The following is an 18,989-nucleotide window of genomic DNA, read 5'->3' as shown; positions in this document are numbered from 1 at the left end:
TGCACGCCCGGTGGCTGTCAGGCGTCTGTTGTGATCCTGGTAACCGCAGGTGAACGCCCCGATAGACCAACGGCAGAGTCAATGGCCTCAAAATCCATCAAGTGTGGGTTCGAATCCCACTCGGGGCACCGACCGTCATCCGCCCGGCCCGCCTGAGGCCGGGCGGTCGCATGTACGGCGGGCACCGTCGCGTCCGGCCCCGCGCCACGACCGCCGGAAAGCCCTACAGGCTCCGCGCCACGACCGCCGGAAAAGCCCTTCAGCACTCGCGCCACGGCAGCCGGAAGGCCCCGCAGCGCCCGCGCCACGACCGCCGGAGGGCCCTTCAGCGCCCCGGGCACCCGCCGCCGCCGACGTTGGCCCCATATCGCCGGAAAACGCCGCACAGGGCCGTTGAGGCCATCGGTGAAAAGGAACACCGCCCCGGGATGACCCGGAGCGGTGTGCGCTGGTCGTGCCCGCCGGCGGTCAGCTGGGGTGCGAGACCGCGGCGCCGATCTGGTGGACGCGCAGGGCGTTGGTGGAGCCGGGGGTGCCGGGCGGGGAGCCGGCGACGATGACGACCTTGTCGCCCTTCTCGCACCGGCCCAGGGTCAGCAGGGAGGACTCCACCTGGCGGACCATGTCGTCGGTGTGGTGCACGAACGGCACGTGGAAGGTCTCGACGCCCCAGGTCAGCGAGAGCTGGCCGCGCACGTTGGGCGCGGAGGTGAAGGCGACCAGCGGGATCGGCGAGCGGTAGCGGGCCAGGCGGCGGGCGGTCTCGCCGGACATGGTGAACGCCACGAGAGCCTTGGCGCCGACGATCGCGCCGACCTCGGCGGCGGCGCGGGCGATGGCCCCGCCGGTGGTCTCCGGCATGCGGTCCAGCGTGTGGGTGGCCTCCAGGGAGGCCCGCTCGGCGGCGCAGGCGATGCGGTCCATGGTGGCGACGGCCTCGATCGGATAGTTGCCGACCGACGTCTCCCCGGAGAGCATGACCGCGTCGGCGCCGTCCATCACCGCGTTGGCGACGTCGGACGCCTCGGCGCGGGTCGGGCGCGGCGCGTTCATCATCGAGTCGAGCATCTGGGTGGCGACGATGACCGGCCTGGCCTTCTCCCGGCACAGCTCGATCGCCCGCTTCTGCACGATCGGGACCTCTTCGAGGGGCAGCTCGACGCCCAGGTCGCCGCGGGCGACCATGATGCCGTCGAACGCCTCGACGATCTCCGGGAGCCGCTGCACGGCCTGCGGCTTCTCGATCTTGGCGAGCAGCGGGAGCCGGACCGCCTCCTGCTCCATGATGTTGCGCACCACGTCGGCGTCGGAGGGACGGCGCACGAAGGACAGGGCGATCATGTCGAACCCGGTGCGCAGCGCCCACCGCAGGTCGGCCTCGTCCTTGTCGGTGAGGGCGGGGGCGCTGACGTTGACGCCCGGCAGGTTGAGGCCCTTGTTGTCGGAGATCATGCCGCCGATCACCACGCGGGTGGTGATCCGCTGACCGTCGACCCGGGTGACCTCCAGCACGACCCGCCCGTCGTCGACGAGGATCGTGTCGCCGGCGCGCACGTCGCCGGGCAGGCCGGCGTAGGTGGTGGACACCTGCTCGCGGTCGCCCGGGATGTCCTCGGTCGTGATGGCGAAGACGTCACCGAAGCCGAGGCGCACGGGGCCTTCGGCGAACTTGCCGACCCGGATCTTGGGACCCTGGAGGTCGGCGAGCAGCCCTACACCACGGCCGGCTTCGGCCGCCGCCTCCCTCACCCGGTCATAGATCTCCTGGTGCAGCTCGTGGCTGCCGTGGCTGAGGTTGAAGCGCGCGACGTCCATACCCGCCGCGATGAGCTCGCGGATGCGCTCGGGAGAGGACGTGGCAGGGCCAAGTGTGCAGACTATCTTCGCTCGACGACTCACGAGTCCTACCCTAATTGGTACAGACCACTTGATGATGACGATGGCCGTAGCGGTATCGGAAATCTTGGTGACAACACGCTATCCCACGTGAACGCGGCGTCGCGAACGTCGCAGGAGCGCCCAACCGCCCCAGGAGACCGCGATCAGGACGGCGACCCCGAGCTGCACCGTTCCGGTGTACCGCGCCGGATAGACGACGCCCTCAATGTAGTGGTCGATGAACCCGCTGGGCGGCAACCCGGGCAGCCCGGCGTTGCGCCGCGCCCAGTCCTCCAGCAGGGTCAGCGGGCACTCCACGCCCACGGTGACCGAGACCAGGCCCCAGGCCGCCACCGCCAGGTGGCCGGCGATCGTCCGCGGCAGGACCCAGGCGAGGAACCCGCCCACCGCGAGGTAGCCGAGGAAGAGGAAGTGGACGGTCATCGTGGCGTCCGCGATGAGCGTGTACATGGTCTCCGGGCCGTGGCCCGCCTCCCGAGCAGGGACGTCCGTGTCGCCCTCAGGCTCTCACGGGCGTCCCCCTCCCGGCTACTTGGTGACGGTGGCGGCCCGCTCCGCGTCCACGATGCCGTGGCCGTAGAAGCCGTTGCGCGCCTGGTCCCCCTGGCACGCCTGGGTGTCCTTGATGCCGAAGGGGCTGTAGGTCTGCTTCCCGGAGGCCGGGCACCCCTTGCGGACCGCCGTCTCGTACAGGAGGCGTTCCACGGTGGCGGGGGCGAGGCTGAGGCCGCCGTTGTCGGGCTTGCCGAAGCGGCTGATCAGGATGGCGGCGACGCCGGTGGCGTGCGGGGCGGCCATCGAGGTGCCCTGGAGGTACTGGTAGTAGGCGCAGGTGGAGCCCTTGCAGTCGCGCACGACGGCTGTCGTCTTGGGCTTGCCGTTCTTGTCGATCAGGCCCTGGGCGCGCAGCAGCTGCTCGGGGGCCGCGCCGAGGATGGTGCGGGCGATGTCGCTCTTGGTGCTGCCGGGCGAGAAGTCGTCCCCGCCGGGCGCCGCGAGGTCGGTCTGCTCGATGCCGTAGTCGGAGTAGTACGCCTTGAGCTCGGACGGGCCGACCGAGGAGATCGAGATGACCCCCTTGGACTCGGCGGGCACGTTGAGGCAGGAGTTGTCGATCTTGCGGTCGCGTTCCTCGCCCGAGGGGTAGTCCGGGCTGGTGGAGTCGCGGGTGGGCCGGCCGAGGTCGGTGGAGTTGTTGCCGATCGCGCTGATGAGCGTGACGCCCCGGCTGCGCGCGTAGTCCAGCGCGCGCTGCATCCCGGTGATGATGCCCTGCTGCTCCAGCTGCTGCGCCTTGGAGTCGGACGGGTTGGCCGGGCAGTTGAACAGCCACGGGTCGATGTAGTAGCTCATGTTGACCACGTCGATGCCGGCGTCGGCGGCGTAGGCGAGCGCGTCGAGGCTGGGCTTGAGGAAGAACAGGCCGGCGTCCGTGCCCGCGCGCAGGTTCACCAGGGTCACCTTCGGCGCCACGCCCGCGATGCCCAGGCCGTTGATCGGCGCGGCGATCGTGCTGGCGACGTGGGTGCCGTGCCCCTCGCCGTCGACGTCCACCGGGTCCTTGCAGCCCTTGTACTCGCACGGGCCGTCCTGCGTGTTGCCCTTGGGGTCCTTCGGCGTGTCGGTCACGAAGTTGCGGCTGAGCGCGCGGTCGAAGTTGGGCGCGATGTCCGGGTGCTTGCCGTCGATGCCGGTGTCGATGACGCCGACGAGCACCCTCTTGTCGCCCGGCGCCTTCTTGTAGGACTGGCCGGCGGTGGCGCCGATCAGCTTCATGTCCCACTGCAACGGCGCGAGCGGCTCCTGGCCGGCGGGCGCGGGGGCGTTCAGGCGCTTGCGGTCCACGGTGGCGCGGGTGGCGAGGCCGGCGGTGGGCAGGGCGGCCGCCGAGCCGATCTTCCGGTTGGCGGAGACGCCGGCGATCGCGTCACTGCGGCCGAGCGCCTCGACGAAGGCCGTACCGGGGCCGCTGGCGATGACGTAGCCGAGCCTCGGATCCCCCGCCGAGACCCGCCGGCCCCCCGCGCTCCTGATAGCCGACTCGGCCCGGTCCTGGGCGCCCGCCGTGTAGAAGACCATGTAGTCCCGCGACGTGCCCGCCGGTCCCGTCACCTCCGCCGGCACCGCCACCGCCGCCGAGCCGGTCAGTGCCAGCGCGACCGCCGTCAGGGCACCGCCCAGGCTCCTCTTCCGCCGCCACATGTACGCCTCCATGTCCGCCCGTTCCGGGCAGCATCTTCTCAGTTCAGGTCTCCCCTGCCGCCGGGAATTCACCCTTATTGGTAAATTTCCTCACTTTAGGAAAAGACGCGGGATTAGCGGTGCGGCAAAAGATCATGCGCGCCCCCGGCCGGGGACGCGCATGATCGGGTTCGTACCTGGGCTCAGACCAGCGGCCTCGCGGTCGGCGGGATCGCCACCGGCAGGGCCGTGTGCCCGCTGAGGTAGCGGTCCGCCGCGGCGGCGGCGGAACGGCCCTCGGCGATCGCCCAGACGATCAGGGACTGCCCGCGTCCCATGTCGCCCGCCACGAAGACGCCCTCGACCCCCGACATGTACGAGGCGTCGCGCCTGACGTTGCTCCGCGCGTCGAAGAAGCCCTCCGCGTCCCCGGACAGCTCGGCCAGCTCGGCCAGCAGGCCGCCGTGCTCGGGTCCGAGGAAGCCCATGGAGAGCGTGACCAGCTCGGCCGGGATCTCCCGCTCGCTGCCCGGCACGGGCTTGAAGCCGGACTGCGGCCCCTCCACCTCGACCAGGCGCAGGGCCCGCACGTTGCCCTTCTCGTCGCCCAGGAACTCGGTGGTGGAGACGGCGTAGACCCGCTCGCCGCCCGCCTCCGCGAGCTCCTCGTGCGCGCTCTCCATCTTGAACAGGATGGGGAAGGTCGGCCACGGCTGGCTGCCGGGACGGTCCTGCGGCGGACGGGGCATGATCTCCAGCTGGGTCACCGAGGCCGCGCCCTGCCGCAGCGCCGTGCCGATGCAGTCGGCGCCGGTGTCGCCGCCGCCGATCACCACGACGTGCTTGCCCTGCGCGGACACCGGGGAGACGGCGTGGTCGCCCTCCTGCACCTTGTTGGCCGGCGGGAGGTACTCCATCGCCTGCATGACGCCGGCGAGCTCGCGGCCGGGCACCCGCAGGTCACGCCAGGCGGTGGCGCCGCCGGCCAGCACGACCGCGTCGAACTCGGCCCGGAGCTGCGCGGCCGTGACGTCCACGCCGACGTTGACGCCGGTGCGGAACTCGGTGCCCTCGGCCCGCATCTGGGCCAGGCGCCGGTCGATGTGCCGCTTCTCCATCTTGAACTCGGGGATGCCGTACCGCAGCAGCCCGCCGATCCGGTCGGCGCGCTCGAACACCACCACGTCGTGACCCGCGCGGGTCAGCTGCTGGGCCGCGGCCAGCCCCGCCGGGCCCGAGCCGACGACGGCGACGCGCCTGCCGGTCCGCTCGGCGGGCGGCTGCGGGGTGACCCAGCCCTCGGCGAAGGCGCGGTCGATGATCTCCACCTCGACCCGCTTGATCGCCACCGGCTCGGCGTTGATGCCCAGCACGCAGGCGGCCTCGCACGGCGCCGGGCACAGCCTCCCGGTGAACTCCGGGAAGTTGTTCGTGGCGTGCAGCCGCTCGATCGCGTCCTGCCAGTCGTCCCGGTAGACCAGGTCGTTCCACTCGGGGATGAGGTTGCCCAGCGGGCAGCCGTTGTGGCAGAACGGGATGCCGCAGTCCATGCAGCGTGCCGCCTGCCTGGTCAGCGCGGGCTCGGGGAAGTCCTCGTAGACCTCGCGCCAGTCGCGGATCCGCACGTCGACCGGGCGGCGCGCCGGCAGCTCACGCTCGTGGGTGAGGAAACCCTTCGGGTCGGCCATCGGTGTGTAACCCCCCTTATCCGTGTGAGGCGGCCATGACGGCCTCGTCGACGTCGCGTCCCTCGGCCTCGGCGGCGGCCCGCGCCGCGAGCACCCGCTTGTAGTCGCTGGGCATGATCTTGCCGAACCGGGCGCGCGCGGCGTCCCAGTCGGTGAGCAGGCCCTTGGCGACCGTGGAACCGGTCTCCGCGAGATGCCGTTCGATGACCTCGCGGAGGAACTCGGAGTCGCCCTCCTCCAGGTCCTCGATCTCCACCATCTCCCGGTTGACCCGGGCGGGGTCGAGGTCGAGCACGTAGGCGACGCCGCCGGACATGCCCGCGGCCAGATTGCGCCCGGTCCGGCCGAGGATGACGGCCCTGCCGCCGGTCATGTACTCGCAGCCGTGGTCGCCGACGCCTTCGACGACGGCGGTGGCGCCGGAGTTCCGTACGCAGAACCGCTCGCCGACGATCCCCCGGATGAACACTTCACCCGAAGTAGCGCCATAAAGGCCGACATTTCCAGAGATGACCTGTGTCTCGGCCGCGAACGACGCGTCGGGATGCGGCTGGACGGAGATCCGGCCGCCGGACAGCCCCTTGCCGAGGTAGTCGTTCGCGTCGCCGGTCAGCCTCAGGGTGATCCCGCGGGGCACGAATGCGCCGAAGGAGTTGCCCGCGCTGCCGGTGAAGGACACGTCGATCGTGTTGTCGGGCAGCCCCGCCCCGCCGTACCGCTTGGTCACCTCGTGGCCGAGCATGGTGCCGACCGTGCGGTTGACGTTGCGGATCGGGAGCTCCAGGGTGACCCGCTCGCCCAGGCTCAGCGCGCCCTCGGCGAGCTGGATGAGCGTGTTGTCCAGCGCCCGGTCCAGGCCGTGGTCCTGCTCCTGGACCATCCGCAGCGCGGCGCCCGCGGGCACCTCCGGCCGGTAGAGGATCGGCGACAGGTCCAGGCCGGCCGCCTTCCAGTGGTCCTTGGCCGCCTGCGTGTCCAGCACCTCACTGTGCCCGATGGCCTCGTCCAGCGAGCGGAAGCCCAGCTCGGCGAGGTACTCGCGGACCTCCTGGGCGATGAACTCGAAGAAGTTGACCACGAACTCGGGCTTGCCGGAGAACCGCTTGCGCAGCTCCGGGTTCTGCGTGGCGACGCCCACCGGACAGGTGTCCAGGTGGCAGACGCGCATCATGACGCAGCCGGACACGACCAGGGGCGCGGTGGCGAAGCCGTACTCCTCCGCGCCGAGGAGCGCGGCCACCACCACGTCGCGGCCGGTCTTGAGCTGGCCGTCCACCTGCACCACGATGCGGTCGCGCAGGCCGTTGACCAGGAGCGTCTGCTGCGTCTCGGCCAGGCCGAGCTCCCAGGGGGCGCCCGCGTGCTTGACGCTGGTGAGCGGCGACGCGCCGGTGCCGCCGTCGTGGCCGGAGATCAGCACCACGTCGGCGTGCGCCTTGGACACGCCCGCCGCGACCGTGCCGACGCCGACCTCCGCGACCAGCTTCACGTGCACCCGGGAGACCGGGTTGGCGTTCTTCAGGTCGTGGATGAGCTGGGCGAGGTCCTCGATCGAGTAGATGTCGTGGTGCGGCGGCGGCGAGATGAGGCCGACGCCCGGGGTGGAGTGCCGGGTCCTGGCGATCCACGGGTAGACCTTGTGCCCGGGGAGCTGGCCGCCTTCACCGGGCTTGGCGCCCTGGGCCATCTTGATCTGCAGGTCGGCCGCGTTCACCAGGTATTCGCTGGTCACGCCGAACCGGCCGCTGGCCACCTGCTTGATCGCCGACCTGCGGGTGGCGTCGTAGAGGCGCTCGGGGTCCTCGCCGCCCTCGCCGGTGTTGGACTTGCCGCCCAGCCGGTTCATGGCGATGGCGAGGGTCTCGTGCGCCTCCATCGAGATCGACCCGTAGGACATGGCCCCGGTGGAGAACCGCTTCACGATGCTCTCGACCGGCTCGACCTCGTCGATCGGCACGGGCGTGCGGGCCTTGAACCTGAACAGGCCGCGCAGCGTCATCAGCTTCTCGGCCTGGGAGTCCACCAGACCGGTGTACTCCTTGAAGATCTCGTAGCGGCGGCTGCGGGTGGCGTGCTGGAGCCGGAAGACGGTCTCCGGGTTGAACAGGTGCGGCTCGCCCTCGCGCCGCCACTGGTACTCGCCGCCCACTTCGAGCCGCCGGTGGGAGTTCTCGGCCCGCGGGTAGGCCCTGCGGTGCCGCTCGGCCACCTCGCGGGCGATCACGTCGAAGCCCACGCCGCCCAGGCGGGAGGTGGTGCCGGCGAAGCAGGCGTCGATCACCTCTTCGCCCAGGCCGAGCGCCTCGAAGATCTGCGCGCCGGTGTAGGAGGCGACCGTGGACACCCCCATCTTGGACATGACCTTCAGCACCCCCTTGCCGTACGCCTTGATCAGGTTGCGCACGGCCTTGGGCTTGTCCAGCTTGAGCAGCCCGGTGTCCACCAGGTCCTCGACCGTCTCGATGGCGAGGTAGGGGTTGATCGCCGAGGCGCCGTAGCCGATCAGCAGCGCCATGTGGTGGCACTCGCGGGCCTCGGCCGTCTCGATCAGCAGGCCGACCCGGGTACGGCTCTTCTCCCGGATGAGGTGGTGGTGGACCGCTCCCGTGAGCATCAGCGACGGGATCGCGGCCTTGGCCGCCGACGACCCCCGGTCCGACAGCACGATGATCCGCGCGCCCCCGGCGATCGCGCCGGACACCTCGGCGCAGATCTCCTCCAGGCGGTGCAGCAGCGCCTCGCCGCCGCCCGCGACGTCGTAGAGACCGGAGACCACGTACGGCTGGAAGCCCGGCAGGGCGCCCTCGTCGTTGATGTGGATGATCTTGGCGAGCTCTTCGTTGTCGATCACCGGGTACGGCAGGATCAGCCGGCGGCACGACGAGGGCCCCGGGTCCAGCAGGTTGCCCTCGGGACCGATCGTGGACTGCAGGGAGGTGACGAGCTCCTCCCTGATCGCGTCCAGCGGCGGGTTGGTGACCTGCGCGAAGAGCTGGCTGAAGTAGTCGAACAGCAGCCGCGGCTTCTCACTGAGCACGGCGACCGGGGTGTCGGTGCCCATCGAGCCGATCGGCTCGGCACCCGTCCTGGCCATCGGCGCGAGGATGACGCGCAGCTCCTCCTCGGTGTAGCCGAAGGTCTGCTGCCGCCGGACCAGCGCCTCGTGGGTGGGGATCTCCCGCTCCCGCGCCGGCAACTCCTCGAACCGGATCAGCCCCGCGTGCAGCCAGTCACCGTACGGCAGCGCGGCGGCGAGTCCGGCCTTGATCTCGTCGTCCTCGATGATCTTGCCCTGGGCGGTGTCGACGAGGAACATCCTGCCCGGCTGGAGCCGGCCCTTGCGCACGACGTCCTCGGGGGCGATGTCCAGCACGCCCGCCTCGGAGGCCAGCACGACCAGCCCGTCGGCGGTCACCCAGAACCGGCCCGGACGCAGCCCGTTGCGGTCCAGCACCGCGCCGACCAGGGTGCCGTCGGAGAAGGTGATCGAGGCGGGGCCGTCCCACGCCTCCATCAGGGTGGAGTGGAACTCGTAGAAGGCGCGCCGCGCGGGGTCCATCTCGGCGTGGTTCTCCCACGCCTCCGGGATCATCATCAGCACGGCGTGCGGGAGGCTGCGGCCACCGAGGTGCAGCAGTTCCAGGCACTCGTCGAAGCTCGCGGTGTCCGAGCCGTCCGGGTCGCAGATCGGGAAGAGCCTGCCCAGGTCGCCCGGGATGAGGCCGGTCTCCAGCATGGCCTCGCGGGCCCGCATCCAGTTCCGGTTGCCCTTGACCGTGTTGATCTCGCCGTTGTGCGCGACGTAACGGTAGGGGTGGGCCAGCGGCCAGGACGGGAAGGTGTTCGTGGAGAACCGGGAGTGCACCAGCGAGATGGCGCTCTCGTACCGCTCGTCCGACAGATCGGGGAAGAACGGCTCCAACTGCGGGGTCGTCAGCATCCCCTTGTAGACGATGGTCCGCGAGCTGAGCGAGGGGAAGTAGACGTCCACCTCGTGCTCGGCGCGCTTGCGCAGGCAGAAAGCCAGGCGGTCCAGCTCCACCCCGGTCTCGCCGCCGGTGGAGGAGACGAAAAGCTGCCCGAAGAACGGCATGACGGCGCGGGCGCTGGGGCCGGTGTGCCTGACGTCGACGGGCAGGTCGCGCCAGCCGAGCACGGAGAGACCCTCTTCCGCGGCGATCTCCTCGATCATCCGCACGGCGGTCTTCCTGGCCTCCGCGTCCGCGGGCAGGAAGGCGATACCGGCGGCGTACGCGCCCGCGTCCGGCAGTTCGAAATCGGTCACGGCGCGGAAGAGCCCGTCGGGGATCTGCGTCAAGATCCCGGCGCCGTCACCGGTGTCCGGCTCGCTACCCTTGGCACCCCGATGATCAAGATTGCAGAGTGCCGTCAGAGCCTTCGCGACGATGTCATGACTGCGTCGACCGGCCACGTCGGCGACCATGGCGACACCACAGGCATCATGCTCGTTCGCGGGGTGATACAGGCCCTGGGGCTCGGGGAACCCGAGGCGGGCAGCAGGCATTGAATCCCTCCCGTCGTCTTCGTCTGCTTGTGCTGAGGCGAGGGACGACGTTGGCCCTGCTGCGATAGTGGGTAGAGATTACCCCACCCTGCCGGAATGGTGCCCACCAGGTTCACATCGCGAACATTCACCCACTGATCCACGACCTCTCGATGGCGGCGTCGCCTTCGAGACATTAACGGAGGGCTTTAGCACGATATTCCACCCAGGCCCGCGCTGACCAGCCCCGATGACCCCGCCGGCGTCCTCGCCGGTGCCTTGCCGGTGCCTTCACGGGTGCCTTCACGGGTGCCTCGCCGGTGCCTTCGCCGGTGTCCTCGCGATGGGGCGGCGGTGACTCAGGTGGCGTCGATGACGCGCTGCTGCAGGGGGCGGGTGAGGGTGTCCAGCGCGAGCTGCTGCGCGGTGAGATCCGTCCTGCCCCGGCCGCCGACCGGGCCGACCCATGCGACGGTGACGTAGTGCCCGAGGGCGCGCCCCTGGGCCCGGCTCCTCGCCGGGTCGAAGCCGCCCGGCAGGTCCGGCGCGGGCCGGACGAACCCGCCCGAGGCCAGGGCGGTCAGCAGACGGTCGGCGGCTGCGCCGTCGGGCAGGTTGAAGATCAGGAACTGCGCGGCGACCTTGCCGTCGGCGGACTCGTAGCGTGCCCGCAGTGCCTGCGAGCACCCGCGCACGGCCTCAATCACCCCGTCCCCCCAGACCGCCTCGGCGCAGTCCGTGAGCGTCTCCGTCGCCTGGCGGACCAGCCCGGCCGAGCCGGTGCCGAGCTCGGCCGAGGCGAACAGCTCCTGGACGGTCAGCGGCTCGGGATCCCTGGTCCGGGAGTCGATCGGCGAGTAGAGGGCCGAGGTGCGCTCGGCGCCGAAGACAGCCGGACGGAGCGGATCGCCCTCGCGCAGCAGGAAGAAGCCCGCCCCACCCGCCAGGAGGACGCACACCCCGGCGGCGGCGATCAGACGGGCACGGACCGACAGGGCGGACACACCGGACACGATGGACACGGGGACGGGCTCACTGCTCCTCGGCCGCGCCCGCGCCGGAGGCCGCGACCACCCTGCGGTAGAGCGCCTTCTCCACACTGCGGACCGCCAGGGACAGCGCGACGAAGTCGTCGTTCCTGGCCGGCTCGCCGCCGTTCACCCGGGCGAGCCAGACGAGACCGGCGTAGTGCCCCATCGCGTGCCCGCTGCCCTCGCTGTACCCGTCCACCGGGAACACCGCCCGGGGGTTCGGCAGCGCCTGGGTCCAGTTGCCGCGATACTGCACGTTCAACGCGTTGACCAGGCTGTCGGCTGCCTGCGCGGTGCCCAGGTTGAACATCGTGTAGTGCGCGACGTAGCGCCGGTCCGAGCTGAGGAAGACGCCGCGGACGGCCTGGGTGCAACCGGCCTTGGACAGCTCGCCGATCAGCCCCTGGCCCCAGACGGCCGCCGCGCAGTCGGCGTCCAACTGGCTGTCGAGCAACCTCAGTGTGATCTTCCCGTTTTTGACGGTCTTGGCGCCGAAGATCTCCTTCGCCGTCAACGGCTCGGCATCCGCCTGGCGGTCGGCGATCGGCGCGAACAGCTTCGGCGAGGTCCAGGCCCGGTAGACCTCGGGGCGCGGCTTGCCGAGCCCCAGGGCCGCGCCGGTCTGGTCGGCGGTCACGTCGCGGCCGAGCGAGGCGACCGCGGCGGTGAAGCCCACCGAGCTCGCCAGCACGGCGACGACGACGCCGACGATCAGCAAGATGCGTTGCTGGGTGTGGTTGATCCCGATCGGCGCCAGGAAGTTCTCGTCCGGGGGCGGCTGGTTGCTGCGCCTGCGTTTGCGTGTGGACTCGCGGCTCATGGCGCGCCCCCCGGCCCGCCATGCCTCATTTCTTGCCGGCCTCGCCCTCGCCCGCGGCGAGCACCGCCTCGCCTTCGTCGGCCTGGTCCGCCGGGTGGGCGGGATCGTCGGCCGGCCCGCCCGCGGACGCGTTCGCCGCCTTCACGCCCGGCCCGTCCGCCGGCTCCCCGGCCGTCTCTGCCTTCTCGGCCGACTCGTCCGCCGACTTCCCTGGATCCCCAGCCGTCTCCGCCTTCTCGGCTGACTCTCCGGCCGCGCCGGTCTTCTCCGGCTTTTCGGCCGGCTTGCCGGTGGGCTCGTCCGCCGGTTCCTCCGGATCGCCCGGCTCGGCGGTCTGCTCGTCGTCGGACATGTCGGCGGTGTGCGCGGGGTCGACCGCCTCGGCCTCGACCGGGGCGTCGTCTCGCGGCTCGGGGACGACCACGCCCAGAGACTCCTCGGTGGTCTTGTTCCGGGTCGCCCAGAAGTAGACGAGCGCGCCGATGAACAGCACGATCGCGGTCCACTGGTTGAGCCGCAGCCCGAGGAAGTCGACGGCGTGGTCCACACCGCCGACCGGGTCGACCCGCAGCCCCTCGATCCAGAACCGGCCGAAGGTGTAGCCCGCGACGTAGAGCGCGAACAGCCGGCCGTGCCGGAAGGCGAAGCGGCGGCCGATCCAGATCAGCGCGAACGCGAGCGCGACGTCCCAGATCGACTCGTAGAGGAAGGTCGGGTGGTAGGTGTCCTCGCCGGGGACGGTGCCGGGCCTGCTGGGGTCGATCTCCAGGCCCCACGGCAGGTCGGTCGGGCTGCCGAAGAGCTCCTGGTTGAAGTAGTTGCCCCAGCGCCCGATGCCCTGGGCGAGCACGATGCAGGGAGCCAGGGTGTCCGCCATGGCGCTCAGCGAGATGCCTCGCCGCCGGCAGCCGATCCACACGCCCACGCCGCCGAGCGCGACCGCTCCCCAGATGCCGAGCCCGCCGTTCCAGATGAACAGCGCCTCGATCGGCTCGTTGGGCGCCTGGGGCCCGAAGTAGAGCTGCCAGTCGGTGATCACGTGGTAGAGCCGGCCGCCGACCAGGCCGAAGGGCACCGCCCACACGGCGAGGTCGACGATCGTACCGGGCGCGCCGCCACGGGCACGCCAACGGCGCTCGCCGAGCCAGACGGCGACGACGACACCGAGCATGATGCACAGGGCATAGGCCCTCAGAGGTATCGGTCCGAGGTACCAGACGCCTTCTGAGGGGCTGGGAATCGAGGCGAGGGGCATGTCAGGTGACAGTACCGTGTCGGCGGCTACTTGGAGGCATCAAGAACGGCTTTGCGTAGCTGGGAGGGACTGAACGCCTCGTCCCCCAGCTCCTTGCCGTTCAGGATGACGGTCGGCGTGCCCCGGACCACCCCTTGCTTGAGCACCTTGGCGGTGTAGTCACCCTGCAACGCGGCGTGCTCCTGGGAGGTGACGCACTTGTCGAAGTCGGGCGAGGTGACCCCGACCTCCTTGCCCCAGGCCACCAGCTCGTCAAGCTTGAAGCCCTCGACGGCCTCGCTCGGCTGCCCGGCGAAGAGCTTGTCGTGGTAGGCCAGCCACTGCCCCGAGGGCACGCACCGGGCCGCGGCGCCCGCCCGTACCGAGTTGGACTTCGTGGGCTCGGCGCTGAAGATCGTGATGGGGTGGAAGACGACCTTGACCTGTCCCTCGGCCGCGAGGTTCTTGACCGTGGTGCCGCTGGTCTCCTCCAGCGCCTTGCAGGCCGGGCACTGGAAGTCCTCGTAGATGTCCAGCACGGGCTTCTCGACGCCCGGCTGCGCCATCACGACCGAGCCGTCGGGCTGCAGGGTGACCGGCGCGACCTTGCCACTGGCGGTCTCGGACTGGCTCTGGTTGGCCGCGTAGAGCCATCCGCCGGCCACCGCCGCCACGGCGACGACCGCCGCGAGGGCGTAGGTGACGATCCGCCTGCGCTCGTGGCGCTTGCGATCGGCCTCACGCTGTGCCCTGATCCGATCGCGGGCCCGGGACTCCCGCGTGGCCTTGCCGCCCATCAGTCGCTCCCCTTGTTCTGGGACGCCTCGGCGCCCCCGTCGTCCACCTCGTCGTGCTCGAACTCCGGGTCGTACGGCTCGCGCTCGGGGGCGAGCCCGAGCGCCGAGTCGAGCGCGAGACGACCCGGCGGGAACCACACGACCCAGCCGGCCAGCAGGAAGATCCCCGCGTCACGGACGATCTCCCAGAAATAGCTGGGATCCTGACCCGAGGCGAGCTGGCCACCGCCGCCGAAGCAACCGCAGTCGATGCGCAGTCCCCGTGCCCAGGCGGAGGCGATGCCGATGACGAAGGCGAGCATGAGCAACGCGGCGACGATGCCGGCGACCCTGGTGAGCAGCCCGACGACCAGCAGCACCCCCACCACGATCTCCAGGATGGGCAGGCCGTAGCCCACCGCCGTGGCGACCGAGCCGGGCAGCAGTTCGTATGCTTCGACCGCGTGGACGGACAGCACGGGATTGCCGATCTTCAGCCATCCGGCCACGATCAGCACCCCGGCCACCACGAGCCTTGCGGCGGTTGTCACCCAGGGTAGCGCCATCCGAGCGTTACGCGACCGGAGCGGCGCGGTCTGATCCGAAGTCACGAGCACCATGGTCTCCTAAACGGCGAGCTTGCCATACGCCGGGCGGGGCGGGCGGATGAGGACGCCCACCGTCCCCGCCAGCATCTCACCATGTCATGGATAAGAGCCCGGTAAGCCGTGGAACCCGCCGAGACGGTACGTGACCGGGCGGACACTTCAGGTGTTCAGGTGCGCACGCCGTTCGCCAGCTCCTCGCCGAGCGCGCGGACCGCCTTCAGGCCGGCGGCCTCGTCGGGCGCGTCGAGGAGGCGGCGGATGAACGCCGAGCCCACGATGACGCCGTCCGCGTAGCCCGCGACCTCGGCCGCCTGCCGGCCGGTGCCGACGCCGAGGCCGACGCAGACCGGCAGGTCGGTGTGCGGGCGGGTGCGCTTGACCAGGCCCTCGGCGGCCGAGCTGACCGTCTCCCTGGCGCCGGTCACGCCCATCAGGGAGGCGGCGTACACGAAGCCGGTGCAGCAGGCGGTGACGGCTTCGATGCGCGGCTCGGTGGAGCTCGGCGCGACCAGGAAGACCGTGTCGATGCCCGCCGCGGCCGAGGCGTCGAGCCAGGGGCGCGCCTCCTCGGGGGTGAGGTCGGGCGTGATGGTCCCGGCCCCGCCGGCGCTCGCCAGGTCGCGGGCGAAGCGCTCGGCGCCGTAGCGGTCGATCGGGTTCCAGTAGGTCATGACGAGGGTGGCGGCGCCGGTCTTCGCCACGCCTTCGACCGTGTCCAGCACGTCGGCGATCCGGGTGCCGTTGGTCAGGGACCTGTGCACGGCGTCCTGGATGGTGGGACCGTCCATGAGCGGGTCGGAGTAGGGCAGGCCGATCTCGATCACGTCGCAGCCGGCCTCGACCATCGCGGTGGCGGCGGCGATGCCGCCCTCCTTGGACGGGAAGCCGGCCGGGAGATATCCGATGAGAGCGGCGCGGCCCTCGGAGCGCGCCTTCTCGAACACGGAGGCAAGAGTCGTCATCAATGAGTCCGTTTCATTGGATCGCGCTCACGGTCGCGCGGTCCGCGTCCCGCTTACAGGTTGAAGTACTTCATGGCGGTACCCATGTCCTTGTCACCGCGCCCGGACAGGTTGACCAGGATGGTCGCGTCCGGGCCCAGCTCGCGGCCGAGCTTGAGGGCGCCGGCCAGCGCGTGGGAGGACTCGATGGCGGGGATGATGCCCTCGGTGCGGGCGAGCAGCGAGAACGCCTCCATCGCCTCGGCGTCGGTGACGCCGTGGTAGGTGGCCCGGCCGGAGTCCTTGAGCCAGGCGTGCTCGGGGCCGACGCCCGGGTAGTCCAGTCCCGCCGAGATCGAGTGCGACTCGATGGTCTGGCCCTCGTCGTCCTGGAGCACGTAGGTGCGCGAGCCGTGCAGGACGCCGATGCTGCCCGCGGTGAGCGTGAGCGCGTGCTCGCCGCTCTCCAGGCCGCGGCCGCCCGCCTCGTAGCCGTGCAGCGCCACGCCCTCGTCGCCGATGAAGGCGTGGAAGATGCCGATCGCGTTGGAGCCGCCGCCGACGGCCGCGACGACCGCGTCGGGCAGCTTGCCGGTCAGCTCGATGATCTGCCGGCGCGCCTCGACGCCGATGACGCGGGCGAAGTCGCGGACGATCTCCGGGAAGGGGTGCGGCCCGGCGACGGTGCCGAAAAGGTAGTGCGTGTGCTCGACGTTGCTGACCCAGTCGCGGAACGCCTCGTTGATCGCGTCCTTCAGCGTCTTGCTGCCGTTCTCGACCGGGACGACGGTGGCGCCGAGCAGCTTCATGCGGGCGACGTTGAGCGCCTGGCGCTCGCAGTCGACGGCGCCCATGTAGATCACGCACTCCAGGCCGAGCAGGGCCGCGGCGGTGGCGGTGGCGACGCCGTGCTGGCCGGCGCCGGTCTCGGCGATCACGCGGTTCTTGCCGAGGCGCCGGGTGAGCAGGGCCTGGCCGAGCACGTTGTTGATCTTGTGGGCGCCGGTGTGCGTGAGGTCCTCGCGCTTGAGGACGATCCGGGCGCCGCCCGCGTGCTCGGCGAAGCGCGGCACCTCGGTGAGGGTGGTCGGCCGGCCGGCGTAGGTGCGCAGAAGGTGCTCGAACTCGGCGACGAAGGCCGGGTCGTTCTTGGCCTCCGCGTAGACGCTCGCCACCTCGTCGAGGGCCGGGATCAGGGCCTCCGGCACATAGCGCCCGCCGAACACGCCGAACTTGCCGCGCGTGTCGGGGTCGTCGCCGTGCACTCCGCCGCCCGCGAGGTCGGCGGCGGTCAGGAGGCTTCCTTCTGTTGCGGTCACTGCTGTCCTTCGGGTCCGTGGTCGGAACGCGTGGCGTCGAGCCGCGTCGCTGGGTGTGCGCCGGCGGTCACCAGGTCGACGACGGCCGCCCTGGGGTCCTTACCCGTGACCAGGCTCTCTCCCACGAGGACGGCGTCTGCTCCGGCCCTGGCGTAGGCGAGCAGGTCGTGCGGGCCGCGCACCCCGGACTCGGCGATCTTGATGACGCCGTCGGGGATCTTGGGCGCGATCCGGGCGAAGACGTCGCGGTCCACCGAGAGCGTCTTGAGGTCGCGGGCGTTGACGCCGATGATCCGGGCGCCCGCCGCCAGCGCGCGCTCGGTCTCCTCCTCGGTGTGCACCTCGACCAGCGGAGCCAGCCCGATCGACTCCGCCCGCTCGATGAGCGAGACCAGCGCGTTCTGCTCCAGGGCCGCCACGATCAGCAGCGCCAGGTCGGCGCCGCAGGCGCGGGCCTCCCAGAGCTGGTAGGAGGTGACGATGAAGTCCTTGCGCAGGATCGGGATGTCCACGGCCGCGCGCACCGCGACCAGGTCGTCGAGGCTGCCGGCGAAGCGCCGCCGTTCGGTCAGCACGCTGATGACGTGCGCGCCGCCCGCCTCATAGTCGGCGGCGAGGGCCGCGGGGTCGGCGATCGCGGCCAGCGCGCCCTTCGACGGGCTGGACCGCTTGACCTCGGCGATCACGGAGACCTTGTCGCCGCCGAGCGCCGCGTAGGCGTCAAGAGGTGCCGGGGCGCGCTCGGCGCGCTGCTTGAGCTCCTCCAGCGACACGGCCTTCTGCCGGTCGGCGAGGTCGGCCCGAACCCCGTCCAGGATCTCGTCGAGCACTGTCATGCCTTCTCCTCGCTGCGGAGCTCGGAGTCCGCGATGGCGAACACGTCAGCCCGATCAGTCCGCTCGCTCACCCGATCAGGGTCCCTCCGGTCGATTCTCTGACTGTGGCCTCGAACCCGCCTCGCACCGCGCGATCCCGCCCGGGCGACGCGTTCGGCCTTGACTGCCGATGGTATCGGCCTCGGTCCACTCGCCCCGCCATCGGGTGGACGGCGGCCGCGCCGTCACGGCGCGAGGAACGCCCCGAAGGGCAGGTTCCTGACTATCCAGTAAACGATGACGAGGGCCAGGAAGGCCCAGATATAGGCCGGGTGGGCGAGTCGCGTGCGTCTCGGCCTGCCCTGCCAGGCGCGCAGCGCCCAGCGGCCCCACCAGTACACCAGGAACGGGACCGTGGCCACCGCGAGCGGATTGAGGCCGAGCGCGGCCACGGGGTCGCCGTGCGCGAGGGCGTGGATGGTGCGCAGGGTGCCGCACCCCGGGCAGTAGAGCCCGGTGGCCCACAGGAACGGGCAGGTCGGGTAGTGGCCGGGCTGGTTGGGGTCGATCACGCCGACGACGGCGAACACAACGCCCGCCGCCGCGGCGGCACCGAGCGGCGCCAGGACGGCCGGCAGCCGCCCCCTGCCGCGCCTCTCGGTGCGCACCGTGTCAAGAGTCATCAGTAACCGTAGACGCCGCCGGTCGGGACGTCAGGCACCTGGGCGAAGATCCACGCCACGAACACCACGTAGGCGACGATGACCAGCACCTCCACGATGATGCCGATGATCAGCGTCCGCTTCCACCAGGTCTTGGCCTCCTCGGAGGCGGTGATGGCGCCCTGGTAGTCGCCTGCCGCCCACCGCGAGTTGACCTGCGACGACTTCACGATCGCCACGATGCCCAGGGGCAGGCAGCAGAAGATCGTGGTCAGGATCGCGGGCACAAGGTGGTTGTCCGGCGGCGGCGGCGGAGTGCCGTAGCCACCGGGCTGGCCGTAACCGCCGCCAGGAGGTCCATATCCCCCGCCGGGAGGGCCGCCGTAGCCGCCGCCGGACGGCGGGCCGTACCCGCCACCGGGAGGTGTTGCCCCGTATTCTCCCGGTCCGCCCGGCTGATTCCCGTAACTCATCAAAGACTCCTATGTGGAACGAGTTGCGGGGCGCAAGC

General features: G+C 71.0%; 15 protein-coding genes and 1 tRNA gene. 1 reads left to right on the top strand and 15 read right to left on the bottom strand.

All coding sequences use genetic code 11. The features are described 5' to 3' along the window. The first annotated feature begins 55 nt into the window (after positions 1-55). A tRNA-Leu gene (locus QSK26_RS36310) sits at positions 56-128 on the top strand. Between the two features lie 340 nt (positions 129-468). Here the strand turns inward: QSK26_RS36310 and pyk are convergent. The 15 genes from pyk to QSK26_RS36235 all read right to left on the bottom strand — a co-directional run bounded on the left by pyk (position 469) and on the right by QSK26_RS36235 (position 18,951). Continuing rightward, positions 469-1,899, bottom strand: coding sequence for a pyruvate kinase (pyk, locus tag QSK26_RS36305; protein ID WP_285779870.1), 1,431 nt, complete (start codon positions 1,897-1,899; stop codon positions 469-471). Positions 1,900-1,977: 78 nt separating this feature from the next. Continuing rightward, a complete protein-coding gene (locus QSK26_RS36300) occupies positions 1,978-2,349 on the bottom strand; it encodes a DUF2784 domain-containing protein (RefSeq protein ID WP_285779869.1) in 372 nt (123 codons plus the stop codon). 78 nt (positions 2,350-2,427) lie between these two features. Then, complete coding sequence (locus QSK26_RS36295) at positions 2,428-4,101, bottom strand: S8 family peptidase (protein WP_285779868.1); 1,674 nt, start codon at positions 4,099-4,101, stop codon at positions 2,428-2,430. A gap of 182 nt (positions 4,102-4,283) precedes the next feature. Next, positions 4,284-5,768 (bottom strand): glutamate synthase subunit beta, encoded by a 1,485-nt coding sequence (locus QSK26_RS36290; RefSeq protein WP_285779867.1) that lies wholly within the window; start codon positions 5,766-5,768, stop codon positions 4,284-4,286. Between the two features lie 16 nt (positions 5,769-5,784). Then, positions 5,785-10,293 (bottom strand): glutamate synthase large subunit, encoded by a 4,509-nt coding sequence (gene gltB, locus QSK26_RS36285; RefSeq protein WP_285779866.1) that lies wholly within the window; start codon positions 10,291-10,293, stop codon positions 5,785-5,787. A 338-nt stretch (positions 10,294-10,631) separates the two neighbouring features. Continuing rightward, the gene (locus tag QSK26_RS36280) at positions 10,632-11,276 is read right to left on the bottom strand and encodes a hypothetical protein (RefSeq protein ID WP_285779865.1); all 645 of its coding nucleotides are present in this window, start codon (positions 11,274-11,276) and stop codon (positions 10,632-10,634) included. Positions 11,277-11,304: 28 nt separating this feature from the next. Beyond that, a complete protein-coding gene (locus QSK26_RS36275; RefSeq protein ID WP_285779864.1) occupies positions 11,305-12,123 on the bottom strand; it encodes a hypothetical protein in 819 nt (272 codons plus the stop codon). Positions 12,124-12,148: 25 nt separating this feature from the next. Continuing rightward, the gene (gene lgt, locus QSK26_RS36270) at positions 12,149-13,294 is read right to left on the bottom strand and encodes a prolipoprotein diacylglyceryl transferase (protein ID WP_502888791.1); all 1,146 of its coding nucleotides are present in this window, start codon (positions 13,292-13,294) and stop codon (positions 12,149-12,151) included. A 110-nt stretch (positions 13,295-13,404) separates the two neighbouring features. Beyond that, positions 13,405-14,154, bottom strand: a complete 750-nt coding sequence (locus QSK26_RS36265) for a DsbA family protein (RefSeq protein ID WP_285779862.1) — start codon at positions 14,152-14,154, stop codon at positions 13,405-13,407. Beyond that, positions 14,154-14,684, bottom strand: coding sequence for a MauE/DoxX family redox-associated membrane protein (locus tag QSK26_RS36260; protein ID WP_285779861.1), 531 nt, complete (start codon positions 14,682-14,684; stop codon positions 14,154-14,156). The genes QSK26_RS36265 and QSK26_RS36260 overlap by 1 nt, the downstream gene beginning before the upstream one ends. A 224-nt stretch (positions 14,685-14,908) precedes the next feature. Further along, positions 14,909-15,703 (bottom strand): tryptophan synthase subunit alpha, encoded by a 795-nt coding sequence (gene trpA / locus QSK26_RS36255; RefSeq protein WP_285779860.1) that lies wholly within the window; start codon positions 15,701-15,703, stop codon positions 14,909-14,911. 53 nt (positions 15,704-15,756) lie between these two features. After that, the gene (trpB, locus tag QSK26_RS36250; protein ID WP_285779928.1) at positions 15,757-16,947 is read right to left on the bottom strand and encodes a tryptophan synthase subunit beta; all 1,191 of its coding nucleotides are present in this window, start codon (positions 16,945-16,947) and stop codon (positions 15,757-15,759) included. Positions 16,948-16,997: 50 nt separating this feature from the next. Next, positions 16,998-17,837: an indole-3-glycerol phosphate synthase TrpC gene (gene trpC, locus QSK26_RS36245; protein ID WP_285779859.1), complete on the bottom strand. Its 840-nt coding sequence runs from the start codon at positions 17,835-17,837 to the stop codon at positions 16,998-17,000. Between the two features lie 224 nt (positions 17,838-18,061). Beyond that, complete coding sequence (locus QSK26_RS36240; RefSeq protein ID WP_285779858.1) at positions 18,062-18,499, bottom strand: DUF2752 domain-containing protein; 438 nt, start codon at positions 18,497-18,499, stop codon at positions 18,062-18,064. Beyond that, positions 18,499-18,951 carry a CD225/dispanin family protein gene (locus QSK26_RS36235; protein ID WP_285779857.1) on the bottom strand — a complete coding sequence of 151 codons (453 nt, stop codon included), beginning with the start codon at positions 18,949-18,951 and terminating at the stop codon, positions 18,499-18,501. Before QSK26_RS36235 ends, QSK26_RS36240 begins: the two co-directional genes overlap by 1 nt. Positions 18,952-18,989: the final 38 nt, after the last annotated feature.

The organism is Microtetraspora sp. NBRC 13810, from assembly GCF_030268685.1.
GTDB lineage: Bacteria > Actinomycetota > Actinomycetes > Streptosporangiales > Streptosporangiaceae > BSRQ01.
This window is presented reverse-complemented; position numbering and strand designations above follow the sequence as displayed.